The 12629-nt window shown below is 72.5% G+C and carries 15 protein-coding genes and 3 tRNA genes; 13 read left to right on the forward strand and 5 right to left on the reverse strand.

Annotated features, from left to right (window positions below; all coding sequences use genetic code 11):
* The first annotated feature begins 102 nt into the window (after positions 1–102).
* Together ctaD and EDD39_RS09930 are read left to right on the forward strand one after the other, a co-directional pair.
* Positions 103–1815, forward strand: coding sequence for an aa3-type cytochrome oxidase subunit I (ctaD, locus tag EDD39_RS09925; RefSeq protein ID WP_123560296.1), 1713 nt, complete (start codon positions 103–105; stop codon positions 1813–1815).
* Positions 1816–1929: 114 nt separating this feature from the next.
* The gene (locus tag EDD39_RS09930; RefSeq protein WP_123554923.1) at positions 1930–2340 is read left to right on the forward strand and encodes an SHOCT domain-containing protein; all 411 of its coding nucleotides are present in this window, start codon (positions 1930–1932) and stop codon (positions 2338–2340) included.
* A 66-nt stretch (positions 2341–2406) separates the two neighbouring features.
* On the opposite strand, the gene EDD39_RS09935 is transcribed toward EDD39_RS09930, so the two are convergent.
* Positions 2407–3996, reverse strand: coding sequence for a purple acid phosphatase family protein (locus EDD39_RS09935; RefSeq protein ID WP_148089421.1), 1590 nt, complete (start codon positions 3994–3996; stop codon positions 2407–2409).
* A gap of 203 nt (positions 3997–4199) precedes the next feature.
* Between EDD39_RS09935 and EDD39_RS09940 the strand changes: the two genes are divergently transcribed.
* Together EDD39_RS09940 and EDD39_RS09945 are read left to right on the forward strand one after the other, a co-directional pair.
* Positions 4200–4601 carry a YccF domain-containing protein gene (locus EDD39_RS09940; protein ID WP_030462142.1) on the forward strand — a complete coding sequence of 134 codons (402 nt, stop codon included), beginning with the start codon at positions 4200–4202 and terminating at the stop codon, positions 4599–4601.
* A 100-nt stretch (positions 4602–4701) separates the two neighbouring features.
* Positions 4702–5472: a phosphotransferase gene (locus tag EDD39_RS09945; RefSeq protein ID WP_244256665.1), complete on the forward strand. Its 771-nt coding sequence runs from the start codon at positions 4702–4704 to the stop codon at positions 5470–5472.
* Between the two features lie 25 nt (positions 5473–5497).
* Here the strand turns inward: EDD39_RS09945 and mug are convergent, their stop codons facing one another.
* On the reverse strand, positions 5498–6088 hold the full coding sequence (gene mug / locus EDD39_RS09950) for a G/U mismatch-specific DNA glycosylase (RefSeq protein ID WP_123560299.1): 591 nt from the start codon (positions 6086–6088) through the stop codon (positions 5498–5500).
* 200 nt (positions 6089–6288) lie between these two features.
* On the opposite strand from mug, the gene EDD39_RS09955 reads away from it, so the two are divergent.
* Entirely contained in the window at positions 6289–6726 is a 438-nt protein-coding gene (locus EDD39_RS09955) for a hypothetical protein (RefSeq protein ID WP_123554927.1), read from the forward strand.
* Between the two features lie 111 nt (positions 6727–6837).
* Positions 6838–7221 (forward strand): hypothetical protein, encoded by a 384-nt coding sequence (locus EDD39_RS09960; protein ID WP_123554929.1) that lies wholly within the window; start codon positions 6838–6840, stop codon positions 7219–7221.
* A 93-nt stretch (positions 7222–7314) separates the two neighbouring features.
* On the opposite strand, the gene EDD39_RS09965 is transcribed toward EDD39_RS09960, so the two are convergent.
* Together EDD39_RS09965 and EDD39_RS09970 are read right to left on the reverse strand one after the other, a co-directional pair.
* Positions 7315–7941, reverse strand: coding sequence for a hypothetical protein (locus tag EDD39_RS09965; protein ID WP_123554931.1), 627 nt, complete (start codon positions 7939–7941; stop codon positions 7315–7317).
* A 112-nt stretch (positions 7942–8053) separates the two neighbouring features.
* Positions 8054–8542 (reverse strand): YajQ family cyclic di-GMP-binding protein, encoded by a 489-nt coding sequence (locus EDD39_RS09970; RefSeq protein WP_123554933.1) that lies wholly within the window; start codon positions 8540–8542, stop codon positions 8054–8056.
* Between the two features lie 214 nt (positions 8543–8756).
* Here EDD39_RS09970 and EDD39_RS09975 point away from each other — a divergent pair.
* Positions 8757–8837 (forward strand) — tRNA-Tyr (locus EDD39_RS09975).
* A gap of 74 nt (positions 8838–8911) precedes the next feature.
* On the opposite strand, the gene EDD39_RS09980 is transcribed toward EDD39_RS09975, so the two are convergent.
* Entirely contained in the window at positions 8912–10162 is a 1251-nt protein-coding gene (locus tag EDD39_RS09980; RefSeq protein ID WP_123554935.1) for an amidohydrolase family protein, read from the reverse strand.
* 317 nt (positions 10163–10479) lie between these two features.
* Between EDD39_RS09980 and EDD39_RS09985 the strand changes: the two genes are divergently transcribed.
* The 6 genes from EDD39_RS09985 to EDD39_RS10010 all read left to right on the forward strand — a co-directional run bounded on the left by EDD39_RS09985 (position 10480) and on the right by EDD39_RS10010 (position 12576).
* A tRNA-Thr gene (locus EDD39_RS09985) sits at positions 10480–10552 on the forward strand.
* A 42-nt stretch (positions 10553–10594) separates the two neighbouring features.
* Positions 10595–10667, forward strand: a tRNA-Met gene (locus tag EDD39_RS09990).
* An 82-nt stretch (positions 10668–10749) separates the two neighbouring features.
* Entirely contained in the window at positions 10750–10914 is a 165-nt protein-coding gene (gene rpmG / locus EDD39_RS09995; RefSeq protein ID WP_006604855.1) for a 50S ribosomal protein L33, read from the forward strand.
* Positions 10915–11021: 107 nt separating this feature from the next.
* Entirely contained in the window at positions 11022–11480 is a 459-nt protein-coding gene (locus EDD39_RS10000; protein ID WP_030462148.1) for a MaoC family dehydratase N-terminal domain-containing protein, read from the forward strand.
* Entirely contained in the window at positions 11477–11905 is a 429-nt protein-coding gene (locus EDD39_RS10005; protein WP_123554937.1) for a MaoC family dehydratase, read from the forward strand. Before EDD39_RS10000 ends, EDD39_RS10005 begins: the two co-directional genes overlap by 4 nt.
* Positions 11906–12000: 95 nt before the next feature.
* Entirely contained in the window at positions 12001–12576 is a 576-nt protein-coding gene (locus EDD39_RS10010; RefSeq protein ID WP_244256666.1) for a TetR/AcrR family transcriptional regulator, read from the forward strand.
* Positions 12577–12629 lie beyond the last annotated feature (53 nt).

Genomic DNA, 12629 nt, shown 5'->3' on the forward strand with positions numbered 1-12629 from the left:
CCTTCGGGCGACCGCCCGGCGAGCGTCCGCCGACCGCTCCCGTCCCCCTGGTAGGGCTGAACGCACTGACCAGTCCGAGGCCGGAGGTGCGGTGCGGTGACCATGCTGCCGAGCGATGCCGAACTGGGCGGTCCGACCGGCCCGCCCGCCCCGCCGCCGCCCCCGCGCCGCCGCTTCGGCCGGGCCTCCCGCCCACGCCGCGGCCGGGCGCTGGTGACGTGGCTGACCACCACCGACCACAAGCAGATCGGCACCCTCTACCTGGTCACCTCGTTCGCCTTCTTCCTGTTCGGCGGGGTGCTGGCGCTGGTGATGCGGGCCGAGCTGGCCCGGCCGGGGACGCAGATCCTGTCGAACGAGCAGTTCAACCAGGCGTTCACCATGCACGGCACGATCATGCTGCTGATGTTCGCCACCCCGCTGTTCGCGGGCTTCACCAACTGGTTCATGCCGCTCCAGATCGGCGCCCCGGACGTGGCCTTCCCCCGGCTGAACGCCTTCGCGTACTGGATGTACCTGTTCGGCTCGCTGATCGCGGTCGGCGGCTTCCTGACCCCGAACGGCGCGGCCGACTTCGGCTGGTTCGCCTACGCGCCGCTGAACAGCGCGGTGCACTCGCCGGGCGTCGGCGCCGACATGTGGATCATGGGGCTGGCCTTCTCCGGCTTCGGGACGATCCTCGGCTCGGTCAACTTCATCACCACCGTGGTCTGCCTGCGGGCGCCCGGCATGACGCTGTTCCGGATGCCGATCTTCGTCTGGAACGTGGTGCTGACCTCGATCCTGGTGCTGATGGCCTTCCCGGTGCTGGCCGGGGCACTGCTCTGCCTGGAGGCGGACCGCAAGTTCGGCGCGCACGTCTTCGACCCGGCCAACGGGGGCCCGATCCTGTGGCAGCACCTGTTCTGGTTCTTCGGCCACCCCGAGGTGTACATCATCGCGCTGCCGTTCTTCGGCATCGTGACCGAGATCTTCCCGGTCTTCTCCCGCAAGCCGGTGTTCGGCTACACCGGCCTGATCGGCGCCACCATCGCCATCGCGGGCCTGTCGGTCACCGTCTGGGCGCACCACATGTTCGTCACGGGGCAGGTCCTACTGCCCTTCTTCTCGTTCATGACCTTCCTGATCGCGGTGCCGACGGGCGTGAAGTTCTTCAACTGGGTCGGCACCATGTGGCGCGGCTCGCTCTCCTTCGAGACCCCGATGCTCTGGTCGGTCGGCTTCCTGGTGACCTTCCTGTTCGGCGGCCTGACCGGCGTCCTGCTCGCCTCGCCGCCAATCGACTTCCACGTCTCCGACTCGTACTTCGTCGTCGCGCACTTCCACTACGTGGTGTTCGGGACGGTGGTCTTCGCCATGTTCGCCGGCTTCTACTTCTGGTGGCCGAAGATGACCGGGCGGATGCTGGACGAGCGGCTCGGGAAGATCCACTTCTGGACGCTGTTCGTCGGCTTCCACACCACCTTCCTGGTGCAGCACTGGCTGGGCGCCGAGGGCATGCCGCGCCGGTACGCCGACTACCTGGCGAGCGACGGCTTCACCACGCTGAACACCGTCTCCAGCATCGGGTCCTTCCTGCTCGGCCTGTCCACCCTGCCGTTCCTCTACAACGTCTGGCGGACCGCCAAGTACGCGCCCAGGGTGGCCGAGGACGACCCGTGGGGCTACGGCCGCTCGCTGGAGTGGGCGACCTCCTGCCCGCCGCCGCGGCACAACTTCACCACCCTGCCGCGGATCCGCTCCGAGTCCCCGGCCTTCGACCTGCACCACCCGGACATCGCCGAGTTCGACCAGCTGCAGAACGACCCGCGCTGACGCCCGCACCGCCCGGAATGCGGTGTCCGTTCCACGGTGGTACGAATCGTTTCGTCCCTGCGCCGCCCTCGGTGCGGGGACGTGCCGTCCGACTGCACGCGGGATCGGAGCGTCATGGACAACTATCCGCTGCTCGACATCTTCTGGACGATGCTGGAGCTGTTCCTCTGGATCCTCTGGTTCTTCCTGCTCTTCAAGATCATCACCGACATCTTCCGCAGCCACGACATGGGCGGCGGCGCCAAGGCAGGCTGGACGATCCTGGTGATCCTGCTGCCCTTCCTGGGCGTGCTGGTCTACCTGATCGTCCGCGGCGGGTCCATGCACGAACGGGACGTCGCCCAGGCCCAGCAGGCCGACGCCGCCTTCCAGGAGTACGTCCGCAAGGCGGCCGGCACGGGGGGCGGCCCGGCCCCCGCGGGCGGCGGCCACGTGGAGGACCTGGCGAAGCTGTCCGAACTCAGGAACAGTGGCGCGCTGAGCGAGGAGGAGTACCAGCGGGCCAAGGACAAGCTGCTCGCCTGACACCCGTCCGGCGCAACGACGGGAGGCCCGCCCCGGTGGCGGGCCTCCCGTCGTTCCCGCTCCCGGCTACGGCCGGTCGCCCCGCGCGTCCCGGCCGCCGCGGTGCGGGCGGCCGTCGCTGCGGTCGCGGACCAGGGTGAACCGGTCGAACAGCACCGGCACCGGGTCGGGGTTCGCGGCGGTGGCCGGCACCGAGTGGTAGTAGCCGACGGTGATGCTGGTCCGCCCGCCCGGCGCCAGGCCCGGGTCCACGTCGAACACCGCCATGCCGTACGGGTACGCGGTGTCGGGGTCGCGCACCGCCGACCAGGTGGCCTTCTCCCTGGCGTCCGGGTCGGCCTTGAAGGTCAGCCGCTGGGTGCGGACGTACGCGTCGGGGACGCCGCCGGCCGGGTCGGTCAGGAAGACGTCGTCGTGCGAGGCGGTGCCGCCGCCGCCCAGGATCAGGTGCACGGTACCCCTGGAGCTGTCGATCTGCCGCAGCTCGTCGTCCACCACGGCCGGGCGCAGCAGGGTGCCCGGGTCGGTGCCGCGGACCGGGTGGGTGCGCTCGTAGTCGTGGTCGTGGCCGGCCAGCACCAGGTCCACCGAGTAGCGGTCCAGGAGCGGCAGCAGGTCCTCGCGCAGGCCCATGTCGCCGCCGTGGCTGCCCGCCGAGGAGGACATGGCGAACTGGTGCATCGAGACCACCACCCAGTCCACCTCGCTGCCGCCGCGGGCCTTCGCCAGGGTGCGCTCCAGCCAGCGCAGCTGGGCGCCCTGGCTGTAGCCGTGCACGTACACCGACTGCCCGGTGGCCGGGTCGATCGAGGCGTCGTCCTCGACCGCGAGGTCGTTGCCGTCCAGGCTCAGGAACAGCACCGAACCGACCTGGAAGGAGTACCAGTTGCCGCAGTAGTCGCGGGTCCGGTTGTCCGGCAGGTCGAACCGGGCGTGGTACGAGGCGTAGCCGAGCTCGCCGCCGCCCGCCTCCACCTCGTGGTTGCCGGGCGCGGGCATCCACGGGCGGTTGGCCGCAGACTGCTGGAGGTTGTTCATGAACGCGTCCCAGCACTGCGGCTGGAGCTGCGGGTTGTTGTTGGCGTACGCGAGGTCCCCGTTGAGCAGGTGGAACAGCGGGTCGAAGCGCTCGACCTGGCGGACCGCCGCCGCCGCGTGCACCGAGGACTTCGACCACTTCGGGTCGCCCGCGCCCAGGTCGCCGAAGCTGGTGAACCGGAACTTCGCCCGCCCGGGCCGCGGCGCGGTCCGGAAGGTGCCGCGGACCGGGGCGGCGCCGTCGTGCGACACCTCGTAGACGTACACGGTGTCCGGGCGCAGCCCGTCCAGCCGGACGTGGTGGGTGTACGTCTCCACCTTGTTCAGCCCGTCCACGTACGAGCGGCTGCGGGCCTGCTCGGTGCGGCCGAAGCCGCCGTCGGCCGTGCCCAGGCGCAGCCTGGGCCGGCGCACCGAGCCGGCCGTCGCCCAGGAGACGGTCATCCGGGTGGACGGCTCCTCGCCCCACTGCAGGTGCACCTGCTCCGGGCCGGGCACCCCGGCCACGGCCGGCTGCGACCAGAGCACCGCCGAGCCGGGGACGGCGGCCAGCAGGCCCGCCGTGGTGGTGGTGCGGAGCACCGTTCTGCGCGAGGGGTGGGCCGGGGGGTGAGCCACTGTCGCCTCCGTTGTAGACAGTCGAGGACCGCCGGGACGCTCGCAGCCCCCGGCGAACTCCGGCCCCCCGACCACCGCGCACCGGCTGAACACCCGGTGAACGGCCGGATCTGAGGAGGCGTCGCCCCCCGTCCCGCCAGGCCGCCGCCACGGAGCCGCGCCGCCGCCCGCCCGTCCCGGCCCCGGTGTGCGAGCCTGGAGGCATGAAGCTGGTCAACTTCCTGCTCAACGTGATCTGGCTGCTGTTCTGCGGCCTGTGGATGGCGATCGGCTACGCGGTCGCCGGGATCGTCTGCTTCCTGCTGATCGTCACGATCCCGTTCGGCGTCGCGGCCTTCCGCCTGGCGGGTTTCATGCTCTGGCCGTTCGGGCGCACCACCGTGGTCCGGGACGACGCGGGCGCGCCCTCCTGCGTGGGCAACGTGATCTGGCTGGTGCTGGCCGGCTGGTGGCTGGCCCTCGGGCACATCGTCACCAGCATCCCGCTGTTCCTGTCGATCATCGGGATCCCGTTCGGCTGGGCCAACCTCAAGATGGTCCCGATCTCGCTCACCCCGCTCGGCCGCGACGTGGTCTCCACCGACCGGGGCTTCGGCACCCGCTGACGACCGGGCCCCGGCACCCGCCGACCGGAAAACCGTTCGCGCCCCGGCGGCGTCCGGGGTAGAACCGTCCGGTCGCGGCAGGTCGTCGAAGGGGTGTCGGGTGGCGGACGGCGAGCTCATGGCCGGCGGGGTCAACCAGGTGGAGCGGCGCGGCGACCGGGTGCTGCGGCCGACCGGGCCGTGGTCGCCGGCCGTGCACCGGCTGCTGGCGCACCTGCGGGCGGCCGGGTTCACGGCCGCCCCGCGGTTCCACGGCCTGGCCGAGGACGGGCGGGAGGTCCTGGACTTCCTGCCCGGCGACGTCCCGAACTACCCGGCCACCCCGGCCTCCGCCTCCCGCACCGCGCTGCTCGACGCCGCCCGACTGCTGCGCCGGTACCACGACGCCACGGCCGGCTGCACGGCCGAGGGCTGGATGCTGCCCGCCTTGGAGCCCGTCGAGGTGATCTGCCACGGCGACTACGCCCCGCACAACTGCGTGCTGGACGGCGAACGGGTGGTCGGCGTCATCGACTTCGACACCGCCCACCCCGGCCCCCGGATCTGGGACGTCGCCCACGCCGTCTACCGCTGGGCGCCCACCACTGCGCCCGACAACGCCGACGGCTTCGGCACCCCCGACGAACAGGCCGGCCGGGTGCGGGAGTTCTGCGACGCGTACGGGCTCGGCCGGGCCGACCGGGCGGGCCTGGTGGACGCGATCGAGGCCCGACTGCACGCCCTGGTCGCCCACATGCGGGCCGAAGCCGCCGCCGGCAGCGCCGCGTTCGCCTCGCACCTGGCCGACGGGCACCACCTGCAGTACCTCGCCGACGCCGCGTACGTGGTGCGCGAGCGGGCCCGGTTCGAGGCCCGGCTGCTGGCGGAGTGACCCCGGCGCCCGGGCGTTCGCGGGGCTACCGCTCCAACCGCTCCAGGTGCTCGCGCAGGGTCCGGAACTCGGCCGCGAGCGCGTCCGGCGTGTAGTGCGCGTTCAGGCCGCTCGGGTTCGGCAGCAGCCAGACCTCGGTGCCGCCGATCGGCTCCGGCTGCGGCCCGACCGCCGCCCGCGGCCGGCCGAACGCCGCCCGGTACGCCCCGATCCCGAGCACCGCCAGCGCGCGCGGCCGCAGCCGCCGCACCCGGGCCTCCAGCGCCAGGCCGCCCTCCCGGTACTCCTCGGCGGTCAGCTCGGACGCCTTCGCGGTGGTCCGGGCCACCACGTTGGTGATCCCGAGCCCGAACCCGAGCAGTTCCCGCTGCTCGTCCGGCCGCAGCTGCCGGGGCGTGAAGCCGGAGCGGTGCAGGGCGGGCCAGAACCGGTTGCCCGGCCGGGCGAAGTGCTGCCCGGTGGCGCCCGACCACAGGCCCGGGTTGATCCCGCAGAACAGCACCCGCAGGCCGGGCGCGGCCACGTCCTCGATGGTGCTGTCCTGGGCGGCGGCGAGCTGTTCGGGCGTGGGCCTGGCACCGGCGGCCGGGCGCTGTTGCGGCGGAGTACGGGTCACCCCGCCCACTCTGCCGTACCGGCGCCGTACCGGTGGGCGCGCGCACGCCGTCGAGCGCCTGCGAACAGTTTTCGGAACCGCCTTCCCGGAAGGGTGTTCCGGCAGGTCGGAGCGGGTGCGGTCGATGTCCGGCATATCGGATGGATAGTCAGTTCGATTGTTTTCCTGACCTGATGACTTCTCTGACGGAGAATGGGGCGGTGTCATACGAACTGAACGCGTTGATCGCCGCGTCGGAACTGATCGCGGTGGTGGCGGCCGAAGTCCCGCTCGCCCGTCCCGCGCCCCTGCCGCACGGTCTCGCACTGGTGCCGATGACCGACGAACTCCACGACGCGCTCCAACACCCCTCCAACACGCCGGACTTCGGCTTCAAACGGTTCCCCTCCGGATTCGCCCTGCGGATCGCCGGCTGGTCCAAGGCCGCCCCGATCGCCTACGCCGAGACTGACGAGGGCCACCCCGGCGGACGCCGCACCGCGCTCTGGTACGACGGCCGGATCACCCTCGGCCCGCTCACCCCCGCCGACGGCACCCCGCTCGACCGCGTCCTGCACGCCCTCGGCGCCACCGGCCCCGCCGCCCCGGCCGTCGCCGCCGCCCTCGACGCGTACCGCCGCCGGCCGGCCGAGGACTGACCCGGCCCCGCCCCATTCGGCGTACGAGCGGTGGCCGGGCCCTTTCGGGTGGCTCAACGTGTGGATGCAGGCGAAACGCCTGAACTCCCCCCGAAAGGAACGGCTTTACCCATGCGTGCCCACTGGCCGGCCGTCGCGCTGACCGCAGTCCTGACCCTCAGCACGGCCACCCTGGCGACCGCCGCCCCCGCGTCCGCTGCCGACCCCGCCGACGCGTTCCGCACCCGCCCCGCCACCACCGCGGGCCCCGTCGCCCTCCCCCCGCTGCCGACCGCCGCCCCCGACACCGCCGACCTGCTCGGCACCGTCACCGGCCTGCTCACCACCCTCACCGGCCTCCTCGGCGCGGTCCCCACCGCCCCCACCGCCCCCGGCGCCCCTGGTGTCCCGGGCGCTCCCGCCCTCCCCGACGCCGGCGCGATCCAGCACCTGGTCGACCAGCTCACCGCCGTTCTGCAGGGCCTGCCCGGCGCCCTTCCCGCCGTTCAGCGGTAGTCGACCCGCTCCGGGGCCGCTGCGCCGACCCGTGAGCACCCTCCGGGGTGCCCGCGGGTCGGCGCCGTCGCGTCGATCGAGCCGGGAGGTCCGTCACGCCCCGGCGGCTCCGCCGGTCGGGGTCACCTGCGGGGCGCAGGCCGCGATCCGGTCCGCGAGCCGCTCGTAGCCGACGGGATCGCCGCACAGCCGACGCGCCGCGGCCAGGCCCACGCTGGACTGGCCGGTCGCCTCCACGAGGGCGCGGGGGGCGACGTGGAAGCTCCACTGGCCGATGTCGAGCGGGTCGTAGTCGGTGTGGGTGACCGCGGTGTGGAGGGCGAAGACGTAGACGTCCGCGTTGTAGGACCGAGTCGCGGCGCTACCGTCCTCGGCGGTCCAGGTGCGTCCGCGCAGCCGGGAGAAGCGGATCTCCGACAGTCGGCGCTGGCCCCAGACCTGCAGGTAGGCGCTGGTCTTGACCTCGACCCTGAGCCCTTCCGGGGTCAGGACGTCGAAGCTCTCCCACTCCGGGTTGCGCGCCGCGGCGCCGACCGCCCGGTGGACCAGGAACTCCGCGAGCATCCCCCGGACGGTGTTGCTCCGGAGGTCGGGCATCGCGTACCGCCAGAAGTCCAGCACCGTCCCGGCGTCGGCGCCCCGGAAGGGCTCGCCGCCGTCGAGCGGGGCCAGTTCGGCCGGGGTGTACCAACTGTCAGGGGCGGCGGGTTCCGAGGACACGCCCTCCAGGGTGGCACGGCGCGGAACGGGGAGGGCGGTGGTGCGGGGGAGGCGCCCAGGAACCCGGCGCCGCGCCCGCACCACCGCCCTCCCCGGCGGGGCCGCCTGCGGATCAGCGGTAGTTGACGAACTGGACGGCGAAGTCCAGGTCCTTGCCCTTGAGCAGCGTCTGTACGGTCTGCAGGTCGTCGCGCGACTTCGAGCTGACCCGCAGCTCGTCGCCCTGGACCTGCGCCTTGACGCCCTTCGGGCCCTCGTCGCGGATGATCTTCGCGACCTTCTTGGCATCCTCGGTGGTGATGCCTTCCTTGATGTCGGCGAAGATCTTGTACTCCTTGCCGGACAGCTGCGGCTCCGCCGCGTCCAGCGCCTTCAGCGACAGCCCGCGCTTCACGAACTTGGTCTGCAGCACGTCCAGGATCGCCCGGACCCGCTCCTCGCCGTTGGCCTTCATCTCGATCTTCTCGCCGGACCGCTTGATCTCGGCGCCCACGTTCTTGAAGTCGAAGCGGGTGGCGATCTCGCGGGAGGTCTGGTTGATCGCGTTGTCGACCTCCTGCCACTCGACCTTCGAGACGATGTCGAAACTGGAGTCGGCCATGGGTGTTGGTCTCCTTGCACTACAGGCTGCACGGTCGCGCCGCCCGCCACCGGCGGGCGACGCCCCAGCCTATCCAGCACCCCGCGCCCCCGCCCGCAACAGCCGCGCGCCGACCTTGATCACGACGTGACGTAACCGAGTGGCAGACCACCCCCCAACATCAGGTATCGTTTACGACGTCGAACGGGGCACCGTCCCGCGAGACACCATCCCTGGCTGGTTGCCCGAGCGGCCAAAGGGAGCAGACTGTAAATCTGTCGCGCAAGCTACGCAGGTTCGAACCCTGCACCAGCCACCGGATAGTGAAGAAGCCCCTGGGCTGCGGAAACGCAGCCCAGGGGCTTCTTGCGTTGCCGCAGGCCGGGCGGCTCAGCCCGGGTGGTTCTGGCGGGGGAGGGCCAGGGTGACGGTGTCGGCGAATTCGCGGACGGCGCTGGTGCGGGAGACGATGCGGCCGCAGTGGACGACCAGGCGGGAGTGGCCGCCGGAGAGGGCGCCGTCCAGGGTGTCGCCACGGACGGCGAGGAGTTCGGCGGGGAAGCCGGCGTCGACCCGGACGGGGGGCAGGCCGAGGGTGGTGCGGGCCTGGGCGGAGACGGCGTCGTAGGCGGCTTCGGGGGAGAGGGCGCCGCTCGCGGCGAGCAGGCGGGCGGCGTCCAGCGGGTCGGCCCGGCCGACCGGGTTGGAGGGGTCGCGGAGGGCTCCGGCGCCGGCCGTGAGGGCGACCCGGGCGTGGGCGAACTCCCGTACCAGGGACGGGCGCAGGCCGATCGGAGGGCCTTCGAGGCCGGTGCAGCCGCCGTTCTGCGGCAGGCAGGCGACCCGGATGCCGGCGCCGGCCAGCACGCCCGCGCCGCCGGGCGGCAGCGCGCTGCACGGGCCGAGCGTGACCCGGGGCCGGTGCGGGGCCAGCGCGGCGACCAGCCGGGCGAGTTGGGCCTGGTCGGCGGCGTTGGTGTGCAGGTCGACCGGGCAGTCCGCCTCGGCCGCGGCGTCCAGGACGGCCTGCACGTAGCCGACCGGGTCCGGGTCGAGGTCGGGGCAGCCGCCCGCCGCGTCCGCGCCGAGTTTGAGGGCGTCCCGCAGCAGGGCCCGGCCGTCGGCCCCGGCGCGGCCAGTGAGCAGCCGGGGCATCGCCACCGCCTGCAGTTCGGCCAGCCCGCGCAGCGCCTGGCGGGCGGTGAGGACGGCCTCCAGCCGGCGCAGCCCGTGCGCGTCGCCGATCCGGACATGGGTGCGCTGGGCGGTGGCGCCGTAGCCGAGCGAGGTGAGCGCGGACTCGGTGGCCCGGCGGACCAGTTCGGCCGGGCCGTCCGGGGCGGGTTCGGGCAGGGCGGCGGCGAACGCGCTGTCGTGGTGCCCGTGCGGTTCGGCGGGGGCGGGCAGCAGCAGGTAGCCGGAGAGGTCGATCCGGGCGCCGGTGGTGACGGTGGGCTGCCCGGGCAGGGCGGGCAGCGGCCCGAGGCTGCCGACGGTGCCGACGGCCTGGATCCGGTCCCCGCTGATCCGGACGTCCACCACCCGGCCGTCCAGCAGGCGGGCGCCGGTGAGCAGCAGCACCGGCCCGTGCCCGAGCGGGTTGGCGGGCGGTGGCTGGGCGCCCTCGGTGGGTTCGCTCATCGGCCCGCTCCTCCAGTCCCGTTGACCGCCCGGCGGCTCCGGGGCCCGGTGCGGGCGGCCGGCCGGCGGCGCGCCCGTGCGGCCGTGGGCGGCCGCGCGGGGGATCACTGACGGTCGAGCCTAGGCCGCGCTCGGCGGGGACCGGTGGATGCGGGCCGCCAGGACGTGTCGGGACGTGTCGGGCGGGCCCGGGTTGCGGCGGGGGTCGAACGGGTGTCGGGTGACGGCCCGTCAGTACGGGCCCGCCGACCTGCGGAGATCCGGCGCGGATACGGATTTCACCTCTGGCCCGGAACCGTGTAATCTCTTCCTCGTTCGCCCCTATAGCTCAGTCGGTAGAGCGTCTCCATGGTAAGGAGAAGGTCTGCGGTTCGATTCCGCATGGGGGCTCTGGTGAAGAGTTCCTCGCCTCGGCGGGGTTCCGATCATCAAAGCGGTGTAGCTCAGTTGGTAGAGCAAGCGGCTCATAATCGCTGTGTCACCGGTTCAAGTCCGGTCACCGCTACCCCGCGTAGTCGATCGGGGGATCACTCCCGATCGGCTACTCTTGTCTGTGTTCTTATTCGTTGTCCAAGGAAGGCACTCCCGTGGCTGCCACCGATGTCCGCCCGAAGATCACGCTGGCCTGCGTGGAGTGCAAGGAGCGGAACTACATCACCAAGAAGAACCGGCGTAACGACCCGGACCGTCTTGAGATGAAGAAGCACTGCCCGCGTTGCAACTCTCACACGGCGCACCGCGAAACCCGCTGACTTTGCCTCGACTCCAGGCCGCACCCCACCACGGGGAGCGGCCTGGAGTCATTTCTGCATGACGGGCCGGACGCCGGGCCGGACGCACGACCAGAGGAGTTGCCTCCATGCCGCTCGACCCCTCGTTCATCGGGCGGACCTACCCGCCCACCGAACCGTACGAGGTGGGCCGGGAGAAGATCCGCGAGTTCGCCGCGGCGATCGGTGACGCGAACCCGGCGTACACCGACACCGAGGCGGCCAAGGCGTTCGGGCACCCGGACGTCATCGCTCCGCCGACCTTCCCCTTCATGCTGAGCTTCCGGGCCGCGGCGCAGGTCGTGAACGACCCCGAACTCGGGCTGGACTACAGCCGGGTGGTGCACGGCGACCAGAAGTTCGTCTACGCCCGCCCGGTGCGGGCCGGCGACCGGCTCTCGGTCACCATCAGCATCGACGCGATCAAGTCGCTGGCGGGCAACGACGTGCTGACCGTCCGCGGCGAGGTCGACGACGCCGGCGGCGAGCACGTGGTGACGTCGATCATGACGCTGGTGGCGCGCGCCGCCGAAGCCGGGGAGGAGTGACCGTGACGGTCCGCTTTGACGAGGTCCAGGTCGGCACCGAGCTGCCGGCGCAGTCGTTCCCGGTCACCCGGGCGACGCTGGTGCAGTACGCCGGTGCCTCCGGGGACTTCAACCCGATCCACTGGAACGAGAAGTTCGCCCTGGAGGTCGGCCTCCCGGACGTGATCGCGCACGGCATGTTCACCATGGCCGAGGCCGCCCGGGTGGTCACCGACTGGGTCGGCGACCCGGGTGCGGTGGTCGAGTACGGCGTCCGTTTCACCAAGCCGGTGGTCGTCCCCAACGACGGCGTCGGTGCCACCGTCGAGGTGACCGGGAAGGTCGCCGCGCTGCTGGAGGACAACCGGGTCCGGGTCGACCTGGTGGCGACCAGCGCCGGGCAGAAGGTGCTCGGGATGGCCCGGGCGGTCGTCCGGCTGGGCTGAGCGCCCGCGGGGTACGGTTTCCGGGGGCCCGGCCTCCGGAACGCGCCCCACCGGTCCGCTTGCCAAAGTTATTGGCCAATCACTAACCTGGGGGCATGGCCAGGAACAGCATGCGGATGTCCGCCGAGGAGCGGCGCGAGAGCGTCGTCCGGGCGGCCATGGTGGAGTTCGCCCGGGGCGGGTACCGGGGGACGTCCACCGAGGCGATCGCCCGCCGGGTGGGCGTCTCGCAGCCGTACCTGTTCCGGCTCTTCCCCAACAAGCAGGCGATCTTCGAGGCGGCCGCCGAGCACTGCATCGAGGAGACCTGGCGGGTCTTCGACCGGGCGTCGGAGGGCCTGACCGGGGAGGCGGCGTGCGCGGCGATGGGTGCCGCGTACCTGGACCTGATCGCGGACCGCGAGCAGGTCATGATGCAGATGCAGATCTACGTCTCGGTGTTCGCGGCGGAGTCGGCCGGCGAGCACGGCATCGGGGAGGCGGCCCGGGAGGGCTGGCTGCGGCTGTTCGAGCGGGTCCGGGAGCGGATCGGCGGCGACCAGGAAGCGGCGACCGGGTTCATGGCGCACGGCATGCTGATCAACACCCTGGTGGCGCTCGGGTACCCGGCGGGCCACCGGATCTGGTCCGGGCTCGAAGCGCCCCGCGCGCAGGAGGCCGGGGAAGGCTGAGGCGCTCCGCCGGTGACGGCGGCGCGCCCTTTTTCGGCCCACGAAAGTTATTG

This window comes from Kitasatospora cineracea (assembly GCF_003751605.1).
Classification (GTDB): Bacteria; Actinomycetota; Actinomycetes; order Streptomycetales; family Streptomycetaceae; genus Kitasatospora; species Kitasatospora cineracea.